Source organism: Pseudomonas sp. WAC2 (assembly GCF_030403525.1).
Lineage (GTDB): Bacteria > Pseudomonadota > Gammaproteobacteria > Pseudomonadales > Pseudomonadaceae > Chryseomonas > Chryseomonas luteola.
Window position 1 is genome coordinate 232,175 of record NZ_JAUEPD010000004.1, and the last position, 24,211, is coordinate 256,385.

Annotated in this window: 19 protein-coding genes; 8 read left to right on the forward strand and 11 right to left on the reverse strand. The window is 52.0% G+C overall.

The genetic code is table 11. From position 1 onward, the window contains the following. The first annotated feature begins 245 nt into the window (after nt 1-245). Nucleotides 246-614 carry a histone-like nucleoid-structuring protein, MvaT/MvaU family gene (locus QWJ10_RS10640; RefSeq protein WP_010799111.1) on the forward strand — a complete coding sequence of 123 codons (369 nt, stop codon included), beginning with the start codon at nt 246-248 and terminating at the stop codon, nt 612-614. A 77-nt stretch (nt 615-691) separates the two neighbouring features. Here the strand turns inward: QWJ10_RS10640 and QWJ10_RS10645 are convergent, their stop codons facing one another. The 3 genes from QWJ10_RS10645 to QWJ10_RS10655 form a co-directional block, all read right to left on the reverse strand. Then, on the reverse strand, nt 692-1,318 hold the full coding sequence (locus QWJ10_RS10645) for a pyridoxamine 5'-phosphate oxidase family protein (protein ID WP_289926233.1): 627 nt from the start codon (nt 1,316-1,318) through the stop codon (nt 692-694). Nucleotides 1,319-1,463: 145 nt separating this feature from the next. Continuing rightward, complete coding sequence (locus QWJ10_RS10650; protein ID WP_289926234.1) at nt 1,464-2,069, reverse strand: DJ-1/PfpI family protein; 606 nt, start codon at nt 2,067-2,069, stop codon at nt 1,464-1,466. Between the two features lie 531 nt (nt 2,070-2,600). Next, a complete protein-coding gene (locus QWJ10_RS10655) occupies nt 2,601-2,741 on the reverse strand; it encodes a hypothetical protein (RefSeq protein WP_162997661.1) in 141 nt (46 codons plus the stop codon). 619 nt (nt 2,742-3,360) lie between these two features. Here QWJ10_RS10655 and QWJ10_RS10660 point away from each other — a divergent pair. Both QWJ10_RS10660 and QWJ10_RS10665 read left to right on the forward strand, forming a co-directional pair. After that, nucleotides 3,361-4,518: an SDR family oxidoreductase gene (locus QWJ10_RS10660; RefSeq protein ID WP_289926235.1), complete on the forward strand. Its 1,158-nt coding sequence runs from the start codon at nt 3,361-3,363 to the stop codon at nt 4,516-4,518. Nucleotides 4,519-4,806: 288 nt separating this feature from the next. Further along, on the forward strand, nt 4,807-5,253 hold the full coding sequence (locus tag QWJ10_RS10665; protein ID WP_289926236.1) for a PA2169 family four-helix-bundle protein: 447 nt from the start codon (nt 4,807-4,809) through the stop codon (nt 5,251-5,253). 155 nt (nt 5,254-5,408) lie between these two features. On the opposite strand, the gene QWJ10_RS10670 is transcribed toward QWJ10_RS10665, so the two are convergent. The 3 genes from QWJ10_RS10670 to QWJ10_RS10680 form a co-directional block, all read right to left on the reverse strand. After that, complete coding sequence (locus tag QWJ10_RS10670) at nt 5,409-5,672, reverse strand: PapB/FocB family fimbrial expression transcriptional regulator (RefSeq protein WP_010799106.1); 264 nt, start codon at nt 5,670-5,672, stop codon at nt 5,409-5,411. Nucleotides 5,673-6,079: 407 nt separating this feature from the next. Then, entirely contained in the window at nt 6,080-7,789 is a 1,710-nt protein-coding gene (gene ybaL / locus QWJ10_RS10675) for a YbaL family putative K(+) efflux transporter (protein ID WP_289926237.1), read from the reverse strand. Nucleotides 7,790-8,198: 409 nt separating this feature from the next. Next, nucleotides 8,199-9,422, reverse strand: a complete 1,224-nt coding sequence (locus tag QWJ10_RS10680) for an MFS transporter (RefSeq protein ID WP_289926238.1) — start codon at nt 9,420-9,422, stop codon at nt 8,199-8,201. A 1,395-nt stretch (nt 9,423-10,817) separates the two neighbouring features. Here QWJ10_RS10680 and QWJ10_RS10685 point away from each other — a divergent pair. Beyond that, on the forward strand, nt 10,818-11,054 hold the full coding sequence (locus tag QWJ10_RS10685) for a hypothetical protein (protein ID WP_010799101.1): 237 nt from the start codon (nt 10,818-10,820) through the stop codon (nt 11,052-11,054). Between the two features lie 88 nt (nt 11,055-11,142). On the opposite strand, the gene QWJ10_RS10690 is transcribed toward QWJ10_RS10685, so the two are convergent. Beyond that, a complete protein-coding gene (locus QWJ10_RS10690) occupies nt 11,143-11,562 on the reverse strand; it encodes a hypothetical protein (protein WP_289926239.1) in 420 nt (139 codons plus the stop codon). A gap of 410 nt (nt 11,563-11,972) precedes the next feature. Here QWJ10_RS10690 and QWJ10_RS10695 point away from each other — a divergent pair, with 410 nt between their 5' ends. After that, nucleotides 11,973-12,155 (forward strand): hypothetical protein, encoded by a 183-nt coding sequence (locus QWJ10_RS10695; protein ID WP_289926240.1) that lies wholly within the window; start codon nt 11,973-11,975, stop codon nt 12,153-12,155. Between the two features lie 155 nt (nt 12,156-12,310). On the opposite strand, the gene QWJ10_RS10700 is transcribed toward QWJ10_RS10695, so the two are convergent. From QWJ10_RS10700 to QWJ10_RS10710, 3 genes are all read right to left on the reverse strand, one after another. After that, nucleotides 12,311-13,696 carry a PepSY-associated TM helix domain-containing protein gene (locus QWJ10_RS10700; protein ID WP_289926241.1) on the reverse strand — a complete coding sequence of 462 codons (1,386 nt, stop codon included), beginning with the start codon at nt 13,694-13,696 and terminating at the stop codon, nt 12,311-12,313. Nucleotides 13,697-13,778: 82 nt separating this feature from the next. Continuing rightward, the gene (locus QWJ10_RS10705; RefSeq protein ID WP_289926242.1) at nt 13,779-14,198 is read right to left on the reverse strand and encodes a hypothetical protein; all 420 of its coding nucleotides are present in this window, start codon (nt 14,196-14,198) and stop codon (nt 13,779-13,781) included. A gap of 131 nt (nt 14,199-14,329) precedes the next feature. Further along, on the reverse strand, nt 14,330-15,094 hold the full coding sequence (locus tag QWJ10_RS10710; protein WP_289926243.1) for an SDR family oxidoreductase: 765 nt from the start codon (nt 15,092-15,094) through the stop codon (nt 14,330-14,332). 688 nt (nt 15,095-15,782) lie between these two features. Here QWJ10_RS10710 and QWJ10_RS10715 point away from each other — a divergent pair. The 3 genes from QWJ10_RS10715 to QWJ10_RS10725 all read left to right on the forward strand — a co-directional run bounded on the left by QWJ10_RS10715 (nt 15,783) and on the right by QWJ10_RS10725 (nt 20,679). Further along, complete coding sequence (locus QWJ10_RS10715) at nt 15,783-16,928, forward strand: aldose epimerase family protein (RefSeq protein WP_289926244.1); 1,146 nt, start codon at nt 15,783-15,785, stop codon at nt 16,926-16,928. A gap of 56 nt (nt 16,929-16,984) precedes the next feature. Further along, complete coding sequence (locus QWJ10_RS10720) at nt 16,985-19,387, forward strand: glucose/quinate/shikimate family membrane-bound PQQ-dependent dehydrogenase (protein WP_219652198.1); 2,403 nt, start codon at nt 16,985-16,987, stop codon at nt 19,385-19,387. Between the two features lie 212 nt (nt 19,388-19,599). Continuing rightward, complete coding sequence (locus QWJ10_RS10725) at nt 19,600-20,679, forward strand: nucleoside hydrolase (protein ID WP_289926246.1); 1,080 nt, start codon at nt 19,600-19,602, stop codon at nt 20,677-20,679. A 185-nt stretch (nt 20,680-20,864) separates the two neighbouring features. Here QWJ10_RS10725 and QWJ10_RS10730 read toward each other — a convergent pair whose 3' ends face one another. Next, entirely contained in the window at nt 20,865-24,140 is a 3,276-nt protein-coding gene (locus tag QWJ10_RS10730; protein WP_197871726.1) for an EAL domain-containing protein, read from the reverse strand. Nucleotides 24,141-24,211: the final 71 nt, after the last annotated feature.

Genomic DNA, 24,211 nt, shown 5'->3' on the forward strand with positions numbered 1-24,211 from the left:
CAGGCGCTATTGAGTAATCAGCTGTCGCCTGAAACGGGTCGCTGATCCGTGCTTTAGTGACTTGCTTCAAAAAGATGTTCATTAATCAGGTGAGCAAGCCGGTTACTTAAGTTTGAACGACTATACTTTTGACCACATTAATCGCGTAGACTAGCACCAGCTTCTTATTATATTTTAAGTCATCCAGACGTGCCGGCTAAGGCGTATCCGGGTGAAACTTTCACATCATAAACGTTAAGGTATTTATGTCCAAGCTTGCAGAATTTCGTGCTGCCGAAGAACAATTAAAGGCCCAGCTACAGCTACTCGAATCTCTCAAAAACGATGAATCTCTACAGCGTGAAATCGAGTTTGAATCCAAGCTTCAAACACTGATGAGCGATTATGGCAAAAACCTGGGCGACATTATTGCCATTATTGATCCGGGTTATTCTCGCAAACCACGTGGCTTGGTTGCGCACCCAGAAAAGGCGCCCCGCCGTGCACGCTCCGTCAAGCGTTACAAGCATCCGGAGACAGGCGAAGTGATCGAGACCAAAGGCGGCAACCACAAGACGCTCAAAGCCTGGAAGGCTGAACATGGTGCTGATGTGGTTGAAGGCTGGCTTCAGTAAGTACCACGCTTATACGGCTGCCTATTCAGCAACATGCAGAGTAGGCGGCCGTAACGCCTTATCGTAGCAAAGAGGGGTTAATACAAGGTATTTGCAAGCCGGCCGGGCAATGCACTGTCATAGACATCGCCATCAATTTCCGACCTGGATAACACTTTTAATATCTGACCTGGCGTTGGTAATGTGGCCCGGTCGATATGGCTGGCATCATCGTCCCAAAGCCCAGAGCGAATACTAGATCTGCTGCACTGAAAGTAGACAGCGTTAACGGTGATCCGGATTACTGTTTTGGGTGCCTGATTGTTTACAGTAAAACGGGAGAGAAGATCAGGCTGAATAGTGATTTGAGCTGTCCCGTTTACGCGAAGCGTCTCGCCTACACCAGGGAGAAGAAAAAGTAGTGCTACACGTGGATCCTTAACGATGTTGCGCAAGCTGTCGATTCGGTTATTCCCTCTTCGATCCGGTAGTAACAGCGTTCGACTATCTTCAATATGTACGAAACCAGCTTTATCTACACGCGGGGAAGCATCAAGTCCCCCAGGCCCGGCGGTAGCAAGAACAACAAAAGACGCACGCTCAATAAAAGGCCTGTATACAGCGTGAATATAGTCCACCTCCTTTACCATCGAAGGGTTGGCAACTACTCCATAAAGCGCCTCCAGGTCTTCTAGGGTTAGAATGCAATTGTTATCAGAACCCATGAGCGTCCTCCTCAGATACTTTTTATTTCTATCCCTTTAGCATAAAGCCAAGCCACTGTGAGCTTGTTAAATTCAATGTAGATAAATTGACTCGACCACCTGACGTATTTTCAGTGCTATTTGCAGCCTGGACTCACCATACGATTTAATCTGGTAAATAAGGGGCTATGTTTTCGAGCGCTTGTTTGACATAGATTTCTTTCTCACCCACCGGAGCAACATAGTGCAGAGCGTCAGCAGCCGCTTCACGCCCGATCAGTCGAGCAATCGTCCATGCCGCAAGATAGCTGGACGCTAAACACCCGCCCGCCGTTGCCAAGTTACCATGCGCAAAAAATGGCTGATCAAGCACATCGATACCAGCGTCTTCTACCCAAGGCTTTGTGGTGAGGTCAGTACATGCCGATATGTTCTTCAACAGGCCAAGCTTTGCCAGCACAAGTGCACCAGAGCATTGAGATCCGATTAACTGATGCGTCGGCCTGATACAGGAAAGTTGCTCAAGTATTTCAACATTGCAGGCAATCTCTCTGGTTCGAATACCGCTACCGACAAGTACAGCCGCGCACGCTTCGATTTCCTCAAGTCCAGCCTGTCGCTCTAGCCGAACACCATTCATCGATGTGACCCAGGACGTAGGCGCAACCAATGACACTTTCCAATCAGGGCGTTTTATTCGATTAAGAATCCCAAGAGCGATAAATGAATCGAGCTCGTTAAATCCGTCGAAAGTGAGAATGGCGATGTGCATGCGTCTCTCCAGCAGGTCCATATGCCACATGGTGGTAGCTGGGACTGATTCCTGAACAGATACAGCAATAGCTTGATTTAACCGTACAGCACATGGACGGACATGCCCCTGGACTGCTCTAGAAAGATTGTTGGGTAGATATAGTGTTTACAGATAGACGTAACTCGTCCTGATGAGCGAAGCGAGCAGTATGAAGACTGTAATGGACTCTCCCCGCACCACATTTCTTCTATAACACAGTGGTGACTGTTCGCTGGGAGAGATGCAATGAAACGCATTGCGGTTGATTTGGTCAAGTCCCTTTACCAGGTTGCCGAAAGTGTTCAGGTCGGTCGGGTGAATCGGCGCAAGCGGCAACGAACTGCTTAGCCATACCTACTCAACGCAATGCCCTAACCTTAACGCACTGATCGTCAGGTTTGTGTCGAAGCGTGGTGCAGGTTATCTGGCTAACCTGCACCAGCATTTCTTGCGATGCGAAACGGACAGTCTTTATCGCATCGCGGCCAGGCTTTTAAACCATGTTGCCTTTTACTTACCCAACACAACGCTACGCGCCGCGAGCCTCGCTTTCCTGAAGTCAAAGTGGATTCCCAAGGCTTTTGCCTTGGCCCGCGACTCATCCATTAGAGCATTCAACTGTTCACGGCGCTGCTGGAGGGTAGTTGTCATTATTCTCACCTCTATTGATGTTATCCATTCCCTTGGCGACTTTTGCTATCCCTACGTTCAATAGATAGGTAATTAGTGACTGGCCGCTAGATGGTAGGACAGAGCCAAATTAAAAAGTTGCCTTGCTGAAAAAATAAGTTACGTAGCCTTTGATCGGAACCTGTACGAGTAAGCAGCTAAGGCTTACCTGCGGCTGACTTTAAAGTTGTCAAATAGGGTCATGACTCTGCTATTAGATTTTCTATTTAGCTTATGGCCAGCGCTTAACGCCACTTTTAAATCCCTTCCGTGACTGATTGTTCCCCCTCTGCATTATCCGTTTGCCGGTTCACAAATGCTGATACGAAGACTTGAGCAAATCAGAGGCTTTCTAAAAAGGTAACTCACTGGCTAAAGCTATTCCTAGCTGTTGTATTTATCAGGCTTAATGAGGCTATGGTGTAAAACCTACACAAGCAGTTCCTGCCGCTCTATCTCAGGCCTTTCATAAAGGCTTCATGCGACGAGTCTAAAGTGTGGATGTGCTGACTTGCGGTCAGGCGCAGGCAGTTCATGTGCTTAAAGCAACATGGTAACTCCTGGCCACTTGTCCTGTAATAAACCCATGTGGAGAACATCAGTGGACAAGGCTTACGAGGGAAAGAATGTACTAATCACCGGCGCTACGGGCTTTATTGGTTCGATGTTGCTCAAGACCCTGTCGGAAAAACTCGAAGGTATAGGCCGGATTTACTGCCTTTATCATACAACGCCTCCTTCTCAAGCTTATGCTCATGACAAACGAGTCGTATGGATAAAGGGCGATATCAGGAAGGAAAATTGGGACATTGCCACCTCTTGGCTGCAGGAAATCAGGAAGGATGTGGACATTGTTTTCCACCTGGCTGCGTATACCCGTTGGGATACCGACATACAGGATCAGGTACACGCCAACACGCTGTCTGCTCTACAGGGTGCAACGCTTGTCGCTACCTTTGAAAAACGTGCACTATTTTTGGTTACATCCAGCTATTGGGCACTATGTAATCGCTCAGCGACGGAGCATATTGAGGAACGAATCTATCAGGACTCAACGGCGGAATCTGAACTGGAAGAGATCGTCACGAAAGGAGGCAGCGCAAGGCTTAGTGAATGGCCTAATGCTTACGCCTATTCAAAGAATCTGATGGAACGCCTATTACACCAGCGCTACCCTCACCTCCCTATTATGGTCGCGCGCATTACTTCAGTCACAGGCGCCTGGGCCTATCCAAGTAAAGGTTATTGCAATTTCTCCATCTCCCTGCCCGCTTTCATCCGATCCATTGCGCTTGGAGGCGTTAAACATTTCCCGGTATCCATGAAAACGGCGATCAACGACATGATCCCCGTGGATATTTGCGTCAATATGCTATTGGCAAATGCCGTAGACCCATCAAATAGCCTGTTTCAGGTTGTCCACTGTTCATCCGCCACACGTAATATTCCTACGTTAGGTCAGGTGGCTGAAATGGCTGGCCATATCAGCTATTTCGAGAATCAGTACGAGTTTGACGAGGCGTTGGCTCACCTGAATGAAAAACAGGCAAAGCTTAATAGAGTCATCGTTGAAGCGTATGGATTCGCGATGGAGAACCGCTTCATTTTCAACGATGCCCAGGTACGTCGGCCGTTGCAGTGGATGTCACAGGACGCTCTCGCCAAGTTTCCTATTGATGTCGAAGAGCTGGAATGGACTGCCATAATTGCAGCGATGAAAAAGGAACTGTCCCTACTGGCGACTGCCAGGGCCGCGTAATCAGGGCTGACGGAACTAAGGCGAGAGGACTGGAGTAATAGCCTCTCGCCTACTTTATTTTCATATTGATCTAAATCGGACCATCTTCTCACATCTGGACCCCATTGAGGGCCCGCTCCGTTGGCTCCTGGTGCAGCTCAAACAACCAAGCGCTTAATGCTTCCCTTTGCATCAAAACCGCTGTTCATCCATCACGAACTGAACGAAGCCACACCGGAACGGGTCAGCTAAATAGCCTCGTCGTAAAGACCAGGCTACACCTATTTGAACTGCCTGGAGGTAATCCTTATGGATAACAAAGCGGTAATTTCTGAGCTGAACGACTTGATTGAAACCTGTCTAGATGGCTACAAAGGGTTTCAGGAATGCGCCGATGACCTGAAGGATCCGAAACTCAAGTCAACCATGGCAGCCCGCGCACAGGATTGCAGCACCGCTGCAACCGAGCTTCAGCAACTCGTAACCAAGCTAGGCGGTGATCCGGAGCAAAAGGCCAGCGTATCGGGCGCCCTCCACCGCAAGTGGGTCGATATCAAATCATCAATTACAGGTAAGAGCGACGAAGCGATTCTTAATGAATGCGAGCGCGGCGAAGATGTCGCTCTCAAGAGCTACAAGCAGGCGCTTGAAAAGGATTTACCTGCGGATGTTCGCGCTGTCGTAGAGCGGCAGCTACAAGGGGTGCAACGAAACCATGACCAGGTCAAGGCACTCAGAGACGCTGCACGAGGCTAAGCCCTTAGGCGCCGCAAAGAGACGCCTTGCAAAAGGCTCTCTTTCGGCTCGGCTTTCAGCGGTGATGAGCACCTTCTACGACGCGTATATCAAGCAAAATTGCCAGCATTAGATCTACGTTCCGCCAGCTCAACAGTAACCTGGGAGGCTGGGTATCAATCACTGGCGTAGTTATAAAACTTGCTCAAGCGTCTCGCTCGTTCACTCTCGCTTTCTAGGGCATAAAGCCTGCGGTAGAACTGGCTGCGGTTTACCCCATTACTCTCACAGGCCTCGGTTACGGGTACGCCTTTTATCAGAAAGTCTTCCAAGGCGCGAATAACCCGTTCTCCCCGAATGGAAGTACCCTCCAGTAACAGGTCAAAGTGCTCACGCTCAAGTGCTCCAGGTTTTAAGAAGGACAATGTACGGGCGCGCATGGCTCTCTCAGCAGTCTAATGACAGGTATATGTAACAGGTAGGCGAGTAATCGTTGGGATAGAGGCAGGTCACCTCTAGATACCACTACACCTGAGTTACCTTAATAGGTTATCAATAGTATAGCTTGTTTTTAGCAGATGGAACCTCCAGTTTCTGCTCTTCTGGTGTATCGAATGTTCAAGCCACAATGCGGGTTAGAGGCCTGGTAAACCGCTTATAGCCTTGCAAGCTGAGATCTATACCTTAAATCACAGCGGCGCTATCCGAGTTGGAATTTGTCTGAGCGCTCATCACTAACAGTGACGTAAGGTTGAAGCAAGGCGTAATTAGCTACGCCTTGCTTCACTAGCCCATAATGGCTATGTACATAATCCTCAAACTTGATTCGTCTGGGATACGCTCTCCGTTACCGATGAGCTATCAACTCCACAAAACGAGTTGAAACATGACTTGCCATGCCCTTCGCCAGTTCCTCTTCCCCGAAGAACACCGTACCGACTCCATCCCGACGCAGGAGCTGTGATTCATCCTCACTGTGAGTACGAACGACGACCTCTACTTCCGGATTTAACGTTTTAGCGGTTTCTACCATTTGGCGCGCGTTGAGTGGATCAGGAGTTGCGATGACCAGCATGGCAGCCTTGGCAATATGGGCCTGGATAAGCACAGCAGGGTCCGCAGCATCGCCGGAGACAGCCGCTTTGCCTTCCTTACGCAACTGATCCACCATTTCCCTGTTCTGCTCAGCAATGACGTAAGGAATCCCCTGTTCGTCCAATACCTTTGCTATCCGCCGCCCAACTCGTCCATAACCAACCAGAACAATTTGGCGCTCCAGGTATTTACGGTCCGTATCCATGGGAAGTTCAGCATAAGGGTCCTGCCTGCTTTCAAGCTCGCGTGCAAACGACGAGCGCGCCAGCACCCACCGGCGTACCGGCTCGATAAGGGTAAACAATAGCGGATTGATCGCAATCGAGACGAGCGCACCGGCCAATACCAAGCTCATCCCCTCCTGCGGTAGCAGTCCCAGCGTCAAACCGAGACCGCCTAATATGAAAGAGAACTCTCCTATCTGGGCAAGGCTCGCAGCTACCGTCATGCCGGTAGTGAGCGGATAGCGTAGCGACAATGTGATAACCAGCGCTGCCAGCGATTTTCCCAGCACAATGATAGTCACAACGGCCAGCACATGGACCGGCTCCTGGACCAGGATCATGGGGTCGAACAGCATCCCTACGGACACAAAGAACAATACCGAGAAGGCGTCACGCAATGGCAAGGACTCTTCGGCAGCCCGATGGCTGAATTTGGACTCCCTCATTACCATACCGGCAAAGAAAGCACCCAACGCAAAAGACACATTAAAGAGCTTGGATGCACCGAAGGCAATACCGATGGCAATCGCGACGACCGCTAGCGTGAAGAGTTCGCGAGAGCCTGTTCGCGCCACTTGCCAGAGCAGCCATGGCAGCGCTCGGCGTCCGGCAATGAGCATTAGTGCGACGAAGGCGACGATCTGTAGAAGGGTTTTCCCAAGCGTTACCCAGAGTGGCCCGCCCTGCGCGGGCAATGCTTCGCTGGTACTACCGAGCATGCCTGCTAGTGGAGGTAACAGCACCAGCACCAGTACGGTTGCCAGATCTTCAACGACCAGCCAGCCGACGGCAATACGGCCGTTCATGCTGTCTAGCACTCCGCGCGCCTCCAATGCTTTAAGCAGCACGACAGTACTGGCACACGACAGGCAAAGACCAAAGATAAGGCCGTTACCCCAGCTCCAGCCCCACCAGTGAGCCAGTACAGCGCCCAGTACCGTGGCGAGACTCATTTGTACGATAGCGCCAGGAATGGCGATGCGCTTGACCGAAAGCAGGTCACCAATGGAAAAGTGCAGCCCTACGCCAAACATCAGCAGCATCACACCAATCTCGGAAAGCTCCGAGGCGATGTGCATGTCAGCAACAAAACCGGGTGTGGACGGGCCAATGAAAATGCCTGCCAACAAATAACCAATCAGTGCGGGTATTCGCATCTTTTCGGCCAAAAAGCCCAGTATCAACGCGACAACAAGTCCCGCAGCAATCGTCGTAATAAGGGGAATGTTGTGCTCCATAGAACTCCTTCTAACGTGTCCAGTATTCAACCGCTAGATATGAGCATAACTGGCCGGACTTTCATTCACCCTTACTGATTGGCTAAAAAAATGTCCTTTCATTACAGGATGTTAATGGCATCCTTTCGGTATGGGTAATAGTTTGATGGACAATGCTAGGCTCCGTGCCCGCATACGGGTTCAGGCTTGAGCGGCCTTTACTTCCTTATAAAGATGAAGATTGGAACAAACTACGCTGCGATGGGTATTTTGAGCGCTGTCATGTTTGCTTTTGGTGGTTATCTTGACTACAGGAATTTCCAAAAGGAAAAGCAATAAAAAGTTAGCCAAGACCTCTAGTTAGGGGCGAACAAACTCAGCGACTCCAAGAGGCAAGCAGATTGCCCCTTGGAGTACGTTAGATGTCGGCTCAATGCGTGCGTTTAGATTGGGTAGAAGGTAGAAAGATCGTAAGAATCCCCAAGAGCGGCATGAATGAGCACAGCGTGTAGACGTACTCGATACCACGCAGGTCCGCCAGATGGCCCAGCGCTGCGGCTGCGATCCCACTAAAGCCGAACATAAGCCCAAAGAATACACCGGCGATCATGCCTACGTTGCCGGGCACCAGCTCCTGGGCGTAGACCACAATGGCAGAAAAGGCCGACGCCAGGATAAATCCAATAATCACGCTCAACACGCTGGTCCAGAAGAGATCAACGTACGGCATGGCCAACGTAAACGGCGCGGCCCCCAGAATGGAAAACCAGATTACCGCCTTGCGCCCGATCCTGTCGCCAATGGGACCACCAAAGAACGTACCTGCTGCCACTGCGCCCAGAAACAGGAACAGATGCAGCTGGGAGCTGGCCACCGACAAGTCAAACTTCTCGATTAGATAAAACGTGAAATAGCTGGTGATGCTGGCCATATAGATATACTTGGAGAAAACCAGCAAGGCCAGGACGACCAAGGCCCCCGTGATCTGGTGCCGAGAAAGCCCATGCGTAGCTTCACGCCCCTTCTTTTTCCCTGCCGTATTCAAGTGCCCTCGATACCAGAGGCTAAGCCGATATTGCACGCCGATGGCAAAGAGTCCGAACAGGCCGAACCACACGATATTGGATTGACCAAAAGGGATGATGATCGCTGCAGCGAGCAATGGCCCTACGGCGGTTCCTGCGTTGCCTCCTACCTGGAAAGTAGACTGAGCCAGACCAAAGCGGCCACCGGAAGCCAGACGGGCAACCCGCGAGGTCTCAGGATGAAAGGTGGATGAGCCAACCCCAATCAGCGCCGAGGCTACCAGTATGGTCGAAAAGGTATCGACAAAACCCAGCATCAGGATGCCTATCAATGTACAGACAGCGCCAGCCGGAAGCAGAAACGGTTTTGGATGGCGATCCGTATAGAAACCAATCCACGGCTGTAGCAAAGAGGCTGTGACCTGAAAGGTCAGCGTAATCAGCCCTACCTGGGTAAAGGTCAGGCCGTAGTTTTCCCTCAGCATGGGATAGATGGATGGGAGGACCGACTGGATAAGGTCATTGATCAGGTGCGCGAGCGCACAAGAGAAAACAATGCTCATCACAAGGGGATTGGTGGCAGAGGCTGAACGGATGGAAGTGTCAGCCTGGGCAGTAGGCACGGACATGAACGGTACTCGTTATACTCATTGTTTGGTACCGTACTGTGCCATTTCGTAAGCATGGTATCTAGATACAATTCGAAACAGTGTGCAGGTCCGGTTGCGGTTTACTTATAAGCAAGGCAAATACGGCACCTTAAAAGCCACATCCTATCTAGTATGAAAGACGACCGGCAGGAAGGCCTCACTGGCACCAGCGAGGCGGATCAATTCAGTGCTCAAGACGCTACCAAGACCAGAGCCGCGACGCTGCTCCATCACAGACACATCAGTTGGGATCGATTGAGGCTACCATCCTACCGTTTTATGAAGGATCACTTTACAAGACGCGGAGCCTCTTTTAGCAGGTCTCACATCAGTGATTTATCGTAAAAAGGGCAAGTAAGGCAAAACTACCCAAGGCCAACATCCCAGCCTGCATCTTCTTTAATATTCTCTGCAACAACCTGCTTTGTATGCGCATGCCACACCTCCTGCAAAGAACGATTACCCATTTCTGAAAGTACTTCTAATAGACAGCCGTAAAACGCTGTATCACGACAGGACCGGCTAAACGGTATAGCTGTTTGTCAGACTGCAACCCTTTTCTGAACCAAGAAATACCGAGCCGATATCAAAGTAGAAGCGTTGCAATAGCACGGGCTATTAGAGGCGAACTGAAAAATAGCCCGGACGGATATCTGTTCTGAGTGGAATAAGACAGTACAACGTCCATCCAGGCTAAAGGCCTAGCTTCAACTTACTAGCAGGACCGCTAGCACGGTAAAGATACTCAATTAGGGGGATAAGAAGTTCATCAGAAACGGTAAAGGTAAGTAAATAATCGATACAAAGGAGTAGGTCAGCATGAGGTTTCCAAGGTTCTTGTAAGACACGCCGCCTTTAATCAACAGCTGAACGGGAAATGACCTCTTGTATAAACCTCAAATCGGCCCTCGTACCAGAATGCCCTGTTCGGCCTTGCGCAGCTCGGATACAAGATTGGTCTCCAGCAGGAGCATCAGGAGCGACCCGCCATCCGTAAGTGAATTATTACTCGCGGAGCCTCAAACTATTACCCTGCTGTATCGGGAACCTGATTTCTCAGATGCCGTTATTGAACGACCTACCTTAAAGACAGAACGTTGTGTCCTGTTTAGGATGAGGGATACGTTTGCTCTAGGGTGCCCTAGCGAGGAAAGACGCCGCTGCGATGCTGTAATGGAATATGGCCGCGTTGCTTCTTCCACTCCAAAGCATTTGTTTAAAGCATCATGTGTCCGCACTGTGCCTGCCGGGCACTAGTTCTATCAGACCGTGGGTCGTAAAGGTAAAACGTACGGCTAGACAGCCTGCGTTAATGCAAATGCTGACTATACTCATGGGAGCCACATTCCGCATTAGTAAAACAGGTAGACACCAATGCGCAGAAACAGGGAAGAAATGATTGCCATGCTTGAATCCCGAGTTCATCACGAAGCTCTCTGGTTCAGCCGCATCCCTTTGCTCATTGGCATCGTAGCGGCGGTCGTTGTTTGCTTGGGCTACGCTTCATCTCATTGGACGTTCATGGCAGTTGGGCTTTTTGTCCTGATTATCGGCTTTAGCACCCAGGCGGTGCTCTGGTTTGGCCTGAGAGATTTGAATCGTCGTCGCTAGCACTGTCTGCAAAAGATTTAACGAAAGCCCTAGGCACCTCGGGCTTTCTGTACTTGTATATCGCCACACGGTGCGTCACCGACTTTATTTATGGCTTCCCAAACGTGACATCCAATGTCATCGAATCAGTATGGCGCATCGGATTCTGGCCAGTGGGCAGACGATCATCATCAGGGTGCATGTAAGTCATGCCTGTACCGAGCTTCTCGGTCATGAACTGGCCGCCTTTATTCATGGTTTCTGTCGAACCATCGTAGAAGCCAGCAATGGTCTTGTTACCAGCAGAATCGACTGTAACGATATTGCTGGGCGCAGCGTCAGCAATACTCTTGTTATCACCAATCTCGAATCCCTTGTTATCCGTGGCATGGATCGAAGCGTTTCGGCCATCGATGTCACTGGTATTGATAAAGCCGTTGAAGAATTCCAGCCGGCTGGCATCAGGGCGGTAATGTCCGTCTGCATCCGCCTGCTTGAGCAGTCCGGTGGTATCGTTCTCGAATCTCATAACGCCTGTCTGCCCTGGTTCAAGCGTTAGCTCAGCGGTCAACTGCTCGTTCTTATCGATTGGCCTATTTTGATCGAATGGTCCTGAGTATTGGTTATATTGAATGCACGCGGACCGCTACCGGCAGTGGGCCCGTCACTACTGGCTGGGTTTGCAGACGTTACCTTTTGCGGGTCAGTTTCGGGAGTTACAGCAGGGCCAGAAGCTACAGAAGGTTGTACCGGACTGCCAGCTGCTGGTGCGGTGGCTTTTCCTACCTCCCTACCCTTACTTTGGCCCTGAGAGGATGCTCCCGTGTCGTTCTGGTTTTGCTGTAACCGTTGCGCAATCATCTGAAGGATTTGCTGCACCAGGTCACGCACCAATGCCATCAAATCCTCTTCGCTAGCTCCCTGGACGCCACCTGGGGAATGACCAGCCCCAGCCTTGCCGAACGTAACTTCCCTTCCCTGGCTGGCAAGCTCAGAAGGCGAACCGAAATTAACCTGTCCGCCGTATGGCTGAGCCAGGCCACCGTTGAACCCAGGCGTTGGGCCATAATCATTGCTGCCAAGGCTAAAACCTGGCTCAGCGGGCCCAAGCACTTTTACTGACATATCAGCCTCCACAGAACAAATAGGGTATTGCCTGTGTGGTCAATTTAAGTTTCGGGTTCCTACTTAATCGTCTTGACAGCTTTGGCAGTACGCGAACTGGAGAGGAGAAACGCTAACCGCTCACGGTGCAGCCAGCGTTTTTCTCCCTTGTACTACAGCTGCCTTTGCTTGAGATCTGAAAACGAAGCCTTGAAGCCCAGAATGAAATCCACCGCTAGAAACACAAGCAGGCTGGCGCCTAATACAGGCAGACAGATCCCCAGTACCGTCGAGATCACAATCGCCAGGATTCGTTGAACCAGGCCCAGATCACGCCATGCATCGATAAGACTCGGTTGAGGAACATCATTAAAGGTCGGACGCCGACGCCACCAGAGCAGGTATCCCCAAACCACCATGACCATAAGGCCACCCGCAAATCCAATCAACAACAGCTGATTGGCAAGGCCGAAAAGTACCCCCATATGCGCATCGATACCCCACCGGGTCAGTTTGGCTGGCAGAGAGTACTGAGCAAACAGGACATGATCCACCACAGTCAAGGAGCCGGGATCGATAGCAACCGCATCCACATGAGTAGGCCAGCGGCGGTCGATTTCATTAACCGTCCAGGCTTTTCCCGGCTGCATGGCAGGTTTGATTTCCACCTTTGCCGCGTCAATGTGCTGGGTACGTGCAGCGGCCATCACCTGATCAAACACGTCGGGATCAACCGCTTCCATCTTCGGCATGTTATCCATGTGCATATGATGTTCGGCATGCTCGTCCATGGGCATCTTCATGGTGGTTGAGCTACCCAGCTCCGTCGAAACAACAGGCGTCGACCATCCATAATATGCACGCAGAATGCCGATATTGCTTCCTGCATACTGTGACCATGTCAGCCCCGTGGCCGAAAAGAACAGCAGCCCTGCTAGCAGCCATACCCCTGTGGACCCATGCAGAGAGCGTAGACCCGCCGGCGTCTTACCACGCGTACGACTCCGGCGTGACGCCCATAACACCAAGCCGCCCAAGGTGGCGACCCATAGCCAGGATGCCGCCAGTTCACTATAGATTCGGCCTACATCACCCAACAGAAGGCCCCTGTGAAACTGATCCAGCCAAGTACGTAATGGCAGGACACCACTCGTCCCGTATACCTTCATATCGCCTTTGACCTCACCGGTCACCGGGTCGATAAAGATGGCACGGCTCTCTGAAGCGCCCAGGCCCGGCGCGTTGAACATCACCCGGGTAGTATCACCGGCTGCAGGCGCAGGGCGTACGGCAGTGATGCGAGAGGACGGATCTACCGCTGCCTGGGCCGCACGCACTTGGGCGGCAAGGCTGAGAGGAGCGCCCTGGCTATCCGTATGCAGGGCATCGGCATAAAGGTAGTCCTCAAGCTGAGGGGTCAACGCGTAGACAATACCGCTCAGCGCCGCCACGAGAAGAAAAGGACTAACAAAAAGCCCGATATAGAAGTGCAATCGTCTGAGTAATTGGGTAAACGCGCCCGGTCTATTCTGGACCGACGCTGGCGAAGAACCTGACATGAGAATTCACCACGGCTAAGCACGACGACAACACATGGCTGCCGCCAACTAAGGGTTAGTAAGTAAATGCCGCCAGTGGCTGTCAGGGCGCGCGGGGATTGAGGCAGGGAAATGCGTCACGGGGAGGTCGTCGACAACCGGCGTCCAGATGATACAGGCGTTGCCGTTTATGACGCAGCAGCCAGCTCAGCGCCGTGAAAACCATGAGCGCCAGTGGAAGCGTACCAGCGAAGGCGCAATCGCTCATGGCAAGCTGCTTGATAGCTGAATCATGAGATGAATCAACCATGGGCATACTGCCCTGGTGCGTATCAGGCGCGGCGGCCATAGCATGGTGATGTACGTGATGGTCCATCTCCACCGTTGTTTCGTGGGGCGACGGGAGACGGTATGTCTGGCCATGCATGATGCCGTGACCAAAACTGCAGGCGAGACCATTGAGCAGGACGGCGGCAACCAGCATCCAGGCAAGAGAAGTAAAATGGGCTCGAACTAACTTCATGCCAACCAATTTAGCACTGATGTCAAACACAGACCAGATGCGGGATTTGTTGTCGAACGGTGCATATCCAGCAATACCGTACGTAAACGCCAGGCTGCGGCCACATGCCGCAACCCCGGGTTTTGAAGAACTCAAGCCTGTCTGGGCTGCCCGTTGGAGGCTGAGAGCCCACCATCGACAGGGAGATTCACGCCGTTTACGAAACGGGCATCATGACTGGCCAGGAACGCAATGACATCAGCGACCTCTTCGGCCTCGGCTGGTCTACCCAGCGGAATCCGCTCACGGAAGCTGGCCATAAGCGATTCATTGCCAGGCATATCTTCCGTCAGCTCGCTTTTAGTGAGGCTGGGGCATACGGCATTGACCCTGACGCCTTCTTCACCAAAGTCCATTGCCAAGGCACGGGTAAAGTTGGTCACTGCCCCTTTGGCCGCGTTGTAAACACTCATCCCCCAGTCACCGCCCAGGCCTGAGACCGAGGAGACATTGACGATGCAGCCCTTCTGCTTGATCAACTCAGGCAAGGCGCTTCGGCTACAATAAAACACACCGTCCAAATCGGTGGACATGACCTTGCGCCAGTCGTCGACATCAGCCTCGGTAATCTTGCCCTGGGCCACCGTACCCGCATTGTTCACCAGCACATCCAGGCGGCCATACTTCTGGATGACATCCGCGATCAGCTGCTTTACTTGAATCCGGTCCGAGACATCAGCGGTCTTGATGTAGCTGCTATCCGCCGGAAGCGTACGCGCCACGTGCTCAAGCTTTTCGGTCGTTCTGCCCACCAGCACGACCTTAGCGCCCTCTTCCGCAAATCGTTTGGCAGTTGCTTCACCAATACCCGATCCTGCCCCTGTCACGAGCACCACCTTGTTAGTAAAACGAGTCATGTCAGCCTCTCTGGATCATGGAAGGTATGCACCAGTAGAACCGCAGCAGCAAACCCAAGTTCATCAGGAGGTGCATTACAGAGCCAAGCGATCGCTAGTTAGAAAGTACATTCTGGCGAGGGCACGTATACCACTTTACAAGCGATGCTTATCGAGAACACAACGAATGAGACACAAGCGGCCCGCTAGTGCTTCGAGAGTCACTTAGACGTCGTCTATGCAAACCTTCATTAATTTGACTGAATATTGGTTTCTCAATGCTATGTCGTTCACTTGATCGCTTGGGCATGTTCAATGCCGCGATTACATGTCGCGCCGACAACGCCTCTACTCGAAACGGCATGCAATAAATTACATAACGAAAACAAATTTTGAATCGCTTTAAAAGCATTTAAATTTTTCACAGAATTCAAGGATTGCTATTCGTTCCGCTTGCTCACGACCCTTAAAACTTTCATTAGGTACAGCCTTGTCTGCATATCGTACGACTGCAGAAAATCTCGGGCAAATCGGCCATATCAGGCTACGTTCAGTTATTAACGCAGAGACGAATAGAAGTCCAAACCGCCTAATTTCCTGAAACTTTGTACATGAGAGATCTAATCCAGTGTTTATCGCACTTTGGCAACGAACGAGTTGTAACATTTTGACTCTGACCTGTATTGCTCAATTAGGTGGACTTATAACAATGCGGGCTTCAGGTTTGTTCGTAGCTGCTTTAGGCATATTCGCCAGCCAATACAGCGCTGCTTCGACGTTGTCTCAGGAATCTTACGGCACCACGCGAGATGGCCATTCTGTAACGCGCTACACCATGACTAACGACAAAGGCATAAGCGTCTCTTTTTTAAGTTTTGGTGGTGTTATTACGGAGATCATTACGCCTGACCGACACGGCAAACGCGCCAACATTGTGCTGGGGTACGATGATCTGCATGGTTACGAAGTCGTGGATGCTCGTGAAGGCATTCACTTTGGCGCTCTGATTGGCCGCTACGCCAATCGCATCGCCAAAGGGCAGTTCACACTTGACGGAAAAAACTATCAGCTCGAACGAAATGATGGTCCTAATACGCTGCACAGCGGTAGCAAGGGCTATGACAAGCGCATCTGGCAGGTCACGCCATTGGTGACTGAAGGCCCTGTGGTCAAGGCTGCCCTGAAGCTAAACAGCCCAGAGGGCGATCAGGGGTTTCCAGGCAACCTCCAGCTAACTGTTACCTACAGCCTTTCTGACGACAACACATTTCGTATCGACTACCAGGCCCAGACGGATAAGAACACGGTCATCAATCTGACCAACCACAGTTACTTCAATCTGGCCGGACCTGACAGCACCCATGGAGTCCTGGATCAGGTGGTGCAGATAAATGCCGATCATTATCTTCCCACCGATGCTCAGTCGATCCCTACCGGTACCCTGCAACCGGTGGAAAACAGTGTTTTTGACTTCCGAACGCCTAAAGCCATTGGCAAAGACATTCGCGCCAACGACCCACAGCTCCTTTATGCCCATGGCTTTGACCACAACTGGGTATTGAACAAAGGCGCTGATCCAAAGGCGTTACAAGATGCGGCCAAGGTCGTTGATCATGGAACGGGTCGCACACTTGAGTGCCTGACTACAGAACCCGGCTTGCAGTTTTATACCAGTAACGCTCTCAAGGGGAACGTAACGGGCGCAGGCGGCAAGGTATATCGGCAGACTGAAGCGTTTGCCTTTGAAACCCAGCATTATCCAAACAGCCCGAACCAACCGGACTTTCCTAGTACGGTATTAAAACCTGGGGAGGTATTTAATAGCACGACCGTATTCCGTTTCGGTATTCAATAACGCCTTTGATAGTTCACTAAAGGATCCGCGCGTTTTTACAAAGAGAGAAACAGTTGATGAGCACTTTATCGACAAGGTCTGGATTGAGAACTTTCACTGCGGTTATCGCCGTTATATTCGCGGTAATTTTAGTGATTGGAGGGGCCTGGCTTGCAGTATTAGGCGGCTCGTATTATTACGTGATCAGCGGTATTGCTCTGCTGATCAGCGCTATTCTGCTCGCGCGTCGCTCTACCGCCGCGATCTGGCTTTATGCGGTACTGATGCTCGTGACGCTCGTATGGGGCCTCTGGGAAGCAGGCACCGATTTCTGGGCTCTCGTACCACGCCTGAATATTCTCGGTCTGTTGGGCATCTGGCTGTTGATTCCTGGAGTAACGCGTGGCATTGGCGCAGGTCTTAGAGCCAGCAAAACCTTTTTATCTGCAACGCTGGTGCTGTCCATTGCCGTACTGGTGTATTCGATCTTCAATGATCCGCAGGAGATCAATGGCAGCCTGGCGTCTACCCAGCCTGCCCAGGCTCAGCCGGTAGAGGGTATCAGCCCGGCGGACTGGCCTGCCTACGGCAGGACCCAAAGCGGTACGCGCTACTCGCCGCTGAATCAGATCAACGAAAACAACGTCAAAGACCTGCAGGTCGCTTGGACATTTCGTAGTGGCGAGTCCAGAACCGAAAACGATTCGGGGGAAACCACTAACGAACTGACCCCAATCAAGATTGGCGATAACATGTATATCTGCACCACGCACCAGATATTGGTAGCGCTGGACCCGGCTACAGGCAAGGAAAAATGGAGGTTCGATCCCAAGCTTAAATCGGAACCCTCCTACCAGCACCTGACCTGCCGTGGGGTATCCTATTACGATCAAGCCAACACCACGGAGTTTGCAGCCAGCCTCGCCGGTAAACCCCAGGCTCAGACCAGCTGCCCACGCAAGGTATTCCTGCCCGTCAATGATGGCCGTCTCTTTGCCATCAACGCAGACAATGGCCAACCATGTAGCGAATTTGCCAACAATGGCGAGCTGGATCTTAAGGAGATGCATCCTTACACCTATCCAGGTGGTTTACAGCCCACCTCACCGCCGGTTGTAACGGGCACTACAGTAATCATTGGTGGCTCAGTTACTGACAACTTCTCTATCCATGAACCATCAGGCGCCATCCGTGGTTATGACGTCAATACCGGCGCGTTGCAGTGGATATTCGATACGGGTGCAGAAGATCCCAATGCGATCCCGACTGACGGCAAGACCCTGGTTAACAACTCACCCAACGCCTGGGCGCCCTTGGCCTATGACGCTGCTGCAGATGTAGTCTATGTACCGACAGGTAACGCCACGCCTGATATCTGGGGCGGCCACCGTACGCCGCTTATGGAGCGCTATGCCAGTGCTATCGTTGCGCTGAACGGCTCGACCGGTAAACTGGTCTGGTCTTATCAGACTACCCACCATGACCTCTGGGACATGGATGTACCTTCCCAGCCTACTCTTGCTGATGTAAAGACAGAATCTGGCGACACGGTTCCTGCTGTTTACGTACCGACTAAGGCGGGTAATCTGTTCGTACTGGATCGTCGTGACGGCAAGCCTATTGTGCCCATTACGGAGGTGCCGGTACCACAGGGTGCCGCAGAGGGCGATTGGGTAAGCCCGACGCAACCTCGCTCCGCCTTGAACCTGACCCCCATCCAGACACTGACTGACAAGAACATGTGGGGCGCCACCATGTTCGACCAGCTGATGTGCCGCGTGATCTTCAAGCGCCTAAGCTATAAGGGTCAATACACGCCACCGTCCGAACAGGGCACGATTGTTTTCCCCGGTAACCTTGGCGTCTTTGAATGGGGTGGAATTTCCGTCAATTCCGACCGCCAGATAGCGTTAATGAACCCGATGGCGCTGCCCTTTGTGTCAAAGCTGATTCCGCGCGGCCCGGGTAATCCCATGTGGCCGGAAGAAGGCGCCAAAGGGACCGGCACCGAAACGGGCATTCAGCCCCAATATGGTGTGCCGTTTGGTGTAGAGATCAATGCGTTCCTGTCACCGCTGGGCCTTCCGTGTAAGCAGCCGGCCTGGGGCTATGTCGCTGGGGTCGATATGAAAACCCACGAAGTAGTTTGGCGTAAGCGAATCGGTACAATTCGGGACAGTCTGCAGGGGCTTCAACTGCCACCGTTGAAAATTGGTGTCCCTATGCTGGGAGGCCCGATCTCGACAGCTGGCAACCTGATGTTTATTGCCGGTACTCAGGACAACTATATCCGCGCCTATAACGTGACCAATGGCGACAAGGTATGGGAGGCACGTCTACCGGCTGGTGGCCAGGCCACACCCATGACCTACGAAGCCAACGGCAAGCAGTACGTTGTCATCATGGCGGGCGGGCACGGCTCCTTTGGCACCAAAATGGGTGATTATCTGATTGCATACGCCCTTCCCGATACGAAGTAAAATTCGTAATCAGAGCTGACCTCTACGCGAAGCCCGGAAATCTCATCCGGGCTTCGCTGTTTCTGCATTATGCCTAGGAATTGGCCTGCCAAAATAAACGTCGTTGTTGGCAGAGTTCATTGCCGCTGCGTTATGCTTGGCAATACAGCTTTCGGGCAGATGAGACCTGTCTCACTTGCTGCATCACTATTACAACAAGAGTCCCCCAACCGATGCGAGCACTCTTCAAATACTGCGCCGCCGTCCTGGCCTTTGGCGTTCTGGCAGGCCCTATACAGGCTGCAGACAAGGTTATTTTCGATACCGACTTCAATGTACTCAATGATGACGGTCAGGCGTTCATCATGCTGGCGCAACTGCATGCGCAAAAACGGATCGAACTGTTGGGCATGACGTTGGTGAGCGGCAATGCCTGGGTGGATCAAGAGCAGGTAGACGCCCTCAAGGCCGTCGAGCGTATGGGCGTGGAAAAGGAGGTCGGCGTTTATTCTGGCGCAGCCTACCCGCTTCTACATGACCTCTCGACGTACCCGCAAGAACAGGCACTGTTTGGCGCGGGCTGGCCTGGCGCCTTTAAAGGTCCACGACCGACCTCAGCCGATGCGCTCATCTCGCCTCCAGATGGCCGCGCCACCCATACGACAGTACGCCCTGAATCAGCGACCCAGTTCATTATCGACAGCATCAAGCAGCACCCCCATGAAGTCACAATTCTGGCTGTCGGCCCGCTGACTAACCTTGCCCTGGCCATCCGCAGCGCACCTGAGATCGTGCCGCTGATCAAGCGGATCGTGTACATGGGCGGCGCCATCGAGATTCCAGGCAATACCACGCCCGCAGCAGAATTCAACTGGTGGTTCGACCCGGAGGCTGCACGAATCGTTTTGCGCTCGCCGATAGAGCATGTGATCTTCCCCAACGACGTCTGCGAAAAGGTCATCTTCAACGCAGAGATCTACAAGCGCATCGTGGCCGCTGAAGGGGTTATCCCTGACCTGTACAAGACAGTCCTGGGCCCTGAGTTCGACAAGGACCCTGCCTACCAGAGTTTTACCTGGGACAGTCTGCCGGCGCTCTTCCTGGTGCACCCGGAACTGGTAACCGAATCGAAAGACCTTTGGGTTGACGTTGATACCCAGTTTGGCCCGAACTACGGCAGGTCACTGGGCTACCACAAGAATCCCCCATTAGGCACCCAGAAAGCCAAGGTGGTGTTTGGTATCGATCAACAAGCCTTTTGGAATGATTATGTAAAACTGGTTACGTTGCCTGCCCCAGTCAAACGACCATGAAGTGGTGCCTAGGGTTGCCAGCTGTATTGTTGCAACCCTGTCCTTGCCTCCACACAGGTCTGCGCTGCTGGCACATCCTCCGCAGCCAGAAATTCTAAATAAAAACTTAGCGGATAGTGTTAGATCCCTTGCTGCTTTAACCAGGCCCCCGTGGTACCAGGGAAGTTGCGTATCTACAAATCATGCTAGTGAGTTATAAGCAGATCACCCTGCGCGGGGCGGCCTAAATAAAACCCTTGTGCCTGATGGCAATTAAGCCGAGTCAATAATTCAAGCTGCTCCTGGGTTTCAACACCTTCAGCCGTAACAGTGAGCGATAAAGCACGACCCAAACCAATGATGGCTTCGATAATCGCCTCGCCACTAGACGAACCATCCAACGCGGCAATAAAGCTACGGTCGATCTTGATGCCGTCGAAGGGATAGGTATGGACGTAGCTTAATGAGGAGTAGCCGGTGCCAAAATCATCCATGGCTAGCCTAACGCCCAGCTCCTTGAGTGCTCGCATAATAGCCAAGGCATCGTTGGTGTTATCAAGCATAACGCTTTCGGTAATCTCAAGCTCCAGGCGCTCAGGCGCAAGCCCGGTTTCCTCTAGAACCGCGTGTATGCGAGCTACCAAGTCGCTGCGCTTGAATTCTATCGGTGAAAGATTAACCGAGACAAAGGCCGAGTCCGTCCACTGCGTAGCCTCTAGGCACGCTCTGCGTAATACCCAGTCACTCAACGGCACGATTAGGCCGGTTTCTTCCGCAATGGAAATAAAATGGTCAGGGCTTAAGTAGCCGCGTAGAGGATGCTGCCACCGTACCAAGGCTTCGGCCCCTGTTAGATGACCGCCTCGTATCTTATAACGGGGCTGAAACTCCAAGCGCAATTCGTCTCGACGTAAGGCCAGCCTAAGATCCGTCTCGAGTTGCCGCCGAACCAGAAGACGACTACTCATCCGTGAGGTGTAAAACTGCCACGTGTTCCGGCCTGACGCTTTGGCTTCGTAAAGCGCTATATCGGCAAAACGCAAGAGATCGTCAGCCTGACAGCTATCCTCCGGCGCCGAAACGATCCCTATGCTGCATCCTACACTCACCTCATGCTTATTGATCAACACAGGCTTTCGCAGGCTATTAAGGAGTCGCTCGCAGAGTTTTTCAATAAAAGCCCGGTTTGGCAGACCGCTGGCCACAATGACGAACTCATCACCCCCAATACGGGAGACAAGATCATCCTCACGCATACATTGTTTCAGCCGGTGAGAAACCTCAACCAACATCTGATCACCAGCCGCGTGCCCAAGGGTATCGTTTATGGGTTTGAAACCATCCAGATCAAGGTACAGGAGCCAAAGCGGATTCTCCGCGGTAGGCTTGGCCTCCAGCCTCGCTTTGAGAAAGCGATACATCATACGCCGGTTGGCCAGGCCCGTCAGAGCGTCCTCCTGAGCATCTCTTAATCGCGCTTTTTCCTGGAGTTTGCGCGGCGTAATATCCTGTACAAAGGCGCTGAAGATCGTACGGTTGTCAATCTGGATCGCCGTGATGCGTGTCTCGACGGGAATCAGCATCCCATCCTTACGCAACGCCGAATGTTCGACAACCTTGCCCACATTGTTGCTTTCTCCTGTGGCGAGGAAGCCTTTCAAATCGTCACGATAAGCCTGACGCATCATCGGCGGAATAATCAGATCCTCTATAGACGCGCCTATTGCTTCTTCTCGACTCCAGAGAAAGATCTCTTCGGCTTTGCGATTCCAGGCGGTAACAGCCCCCCTTTCATCCGTACAGATGTACCCGTCACTGGTATTTTCCAGGATGGCACTAAGTTCGGCCTCACGCTTATGCAGCGTTTGAATGTGCTCTTGCGCCTCTTTGGTTAGCGAGTCTTTCCTGGCAAGGAGAACCTCTTTATCGACCAGCATTTTCTGCAGCTGCCCGTTCAGCCCTTGGAGCATATCTTTCATGCGCATATCAAGAAGCGCCCGGCCAAACTTTCGGGCTGAATCTATTTCAGCCTCTGACCAGGGCTTAGCCTGATAGCGAACCGTTTCTTTCCAGTCTTCAAATGACTTTCGCGGCGTCAACTGCCCAGGAGTAGAACCTGGCTCAATTGGCTTGTGGGGATTACCTGCCCAATTAATGGTTTCAAGATATTCGGCCCTGAACCATAGCAATACAAACGGAGGGGTGTGCGAGATTATAACGGCCAGTAAGCCGCTGGCCTGGGTGGCATACACCTTTGCAGGCTCATAATGATCTACAAGACTTTTGGTCGCAAAGGTAGTCGGCATGGATGGTTCCAGAAGCCACTCTATCAACGCTCGGGTCTGCTCCTCAGATGGCGTACTGCCCAGCAGGGTAAGCTTGCCGTGAAGAAGCAGTGCTGCACCCTCTGCGTGAACAAGATGCTGAACATCCTTCAAATAGCGCCGAATGCTTTCTTCAACAGCAGAAAACCCTGTCAGCCTTTTGAGTAACTCCTCACGAGCAAAGGCCAATTGCTGCGCCTGATTGTTAATCGCTTTTTCTAAATGCGCCTTAATCGATTGGCCCAGCGTCTGCCCTAATAGTTTACAGGTCTCACGCATATCATAAGAGACCCGTTTGGGAGAGGTATGATGGCAGGAGACAAGTCCCCATAGCTGCCCATCCACGACTATCGAGACGGACATAGAGGCTGTAACGTTCAGGTTTTTAAGATATTGAACATGAATGGGCGAAACGCTACGCAAGCTGCATCCGCTCATGTCCAATGGCTGACCTGTAATGGGGTTCAATACCGGAACGAGCGGAGCAGGTATATACCCAGCATCCGCTATTGTTCTGATGGGATTCCGAAGATAAAGCGCTCGCGCCTGCCTGGGAATGTCGGAGGCGGGATAGTGATGGTTGAGGAGCGCATCAAGACTATCGATCTTGTCTTCAGACGCGACAAGCCCTGTCCCATCCTCTAGAAACCGATAAATCATTACCCGATCAAACCCGGTCAGTCGGCGAAACTCCTCACTCGCACTCTTAAGCAGAGCGTGCAGACTGGTTGTGGCACTCCAAATTGTAAGAACCCGATGGATCTCACCGACCCTCTGCGCCGCAGTGATTTGATGCTCTGAGGAAGGCTCCAGCTCTAGAAACAGCACACCATTGTAAATATGTGCTGTCAGATCTACGGGCATACCAAGGTTGCCTGCTGGCGACAACGAGCCTAAATACAAAGGTTCAGTCATATCAGGCTCGAGCGTCAGAAGAGATGTCGCGGCCTCGGCCCCAAAAACCGTATCGACTGGCTGCCCCAGCAAGTCAGTAGGGTTTCGTGTTAAAAACCGCACAGTATCACCGGCAACTTGTTGAATAGTCTGGGTATCAGGGTCGATAGCAAGCAATATACCGTGTGGCTGAATCGATCCGGGAATATGAATCGGTTCCCTGTCACACTGCGCAAGATCAAGAGGCTGGGTCGTTTGATCCATAATTAAAAGGTACGCCTGAAGGTCAGTATGCGGGTAGAGCAACAACCGCTCCACGATAGGCTACGGCTTGG

Bases quoted from the DNA above. Each gene is read 5' to 3' on its own strand.
- QWJ10_RS10680 (WP_289926238.1), bottom strand. From the start codon at position 9,422: ATGTCCGTGCCTACTGCCCAGGCTGACACTTCCATCCGTTCAGCCTCT.
- QWJ10_RS10645 (WP_289926233.1), bottom strand. From the start codon at position 1,318: ATGGGTTCTGATAACAATTGCATTCTAACCCTAGAAGACCTGGAGGCG.
- QWJ10_RS10690 (WP_289926239.1), bottom strand. From the start codon at position 11,562: ATGAGATTCGAGAACGATACCACCGGACTGCTCAAGCAGGCGGATGCA.
- QWJ10_RS10695 (WP_289926240.1), top strand. From the start codon at position 11,973: ATGACCAGCCCCAGCCTTGCCGAACGTAACTTCCCTTCCCTGGCTGGC.
- QWJ10_RS10725 (WP_289926246.1), top strand. From the start codon at position 19,600: ATGCGAGCACTCTTCAAATACTGCGCCGCCGTCCTGGCCTTTGGCGTT.
- QWJ10_RS10715 (WP_289926244.1), top strand. From the start codon at position 15,783: ATGCGGGCTTCAGGTTTGTTCGTAGCTGCTTTAGGCATATTCGCCAGC.
- QWJ10_RS10650 (WP_289926234.1), bottom strand. From the start codon at position 2,069: ATGCACATCGCCATTCTCACTTTCGACGGATTTAACGAGCTCGATTCA.
- ybaL (WP_289926237.1), bottom strand. From the start codon at position 7,789: ATGGAGCACAACATTCCCCTTATTACGACGATTGCTGCGGGACTTGTT.
- QWJ10_RS10730 (WP_197871726.1), bottom strand. From the start codon at position 24,140: ATGGATCAAACGACCCAGCCTCTTGATCTTGCGCAGTGTGACAGGGAA.
- QWJ10_RS10705 (WP_289926242.1), bottom strand. From the start codon at position 14,198: ATGAAGTTAGTTCGAGCCCATTTTACTTCTCTTGCCTGGATGCTGGTT.
- QWJ10_RS10700 (WP_289926241.1), bottom strand. From the start codon at position 13,696: ATGTCAGGTTCTTCGCCAGCGTCGGTCCAGAATAGACCGGGCGCGTTT.
- QWJ10_RS10665 (WP_289926236.1), top strand. From the start codon at position 4,807: ATGGATAACAAAGCGGTAATTTCTGAGCTGAACGACTTGATTGAAACC.
- QWJ10_RS10640 (WP_010799111.1), top strand. From the start codon at position 246: ATGTCCAAGCTTGCAGAATTTCGTGCTGCCGAAGAACAATTAAAGGCC.
- QWJ10_RS10720 (WP_219652198.1), top strand. From the start codon at position 16,985: ATGAGCACTTTATCGACAAGGTCTGGATTGAGAACTTTCACTGCGGTT.
- QWJ10_RS10655 (WP_162997661.1), bottom strand. From the start codon at position 2,741: ATGACAACTACCCTCCAGCAGCGCCGTGAACAGTTGAATGCTCTAATG.
- QWJ10_RS10710 (WP_289926243.1), bottom strand. From the start codon at position 15,094: ATGACTCGTTTTACTAACAAGGTGGTGCTCGTGACAGGGGCAGGATCG.
- QWJ10_RS10685 (WP_010799101.1), top strand. From the start codon at position 10,818: ATGCGCAGAAACAGGGAAGAAATGATTGCCATGCTTGAATCCCGAGTT.
- QWJ10_RS10670 (WP_010799106.1), bottom strand. From the start codon at position 5,672: ATGCGCGCCCGTACATTGTCCTTCTTAAAACCTGGAGCACTTGAGCGT.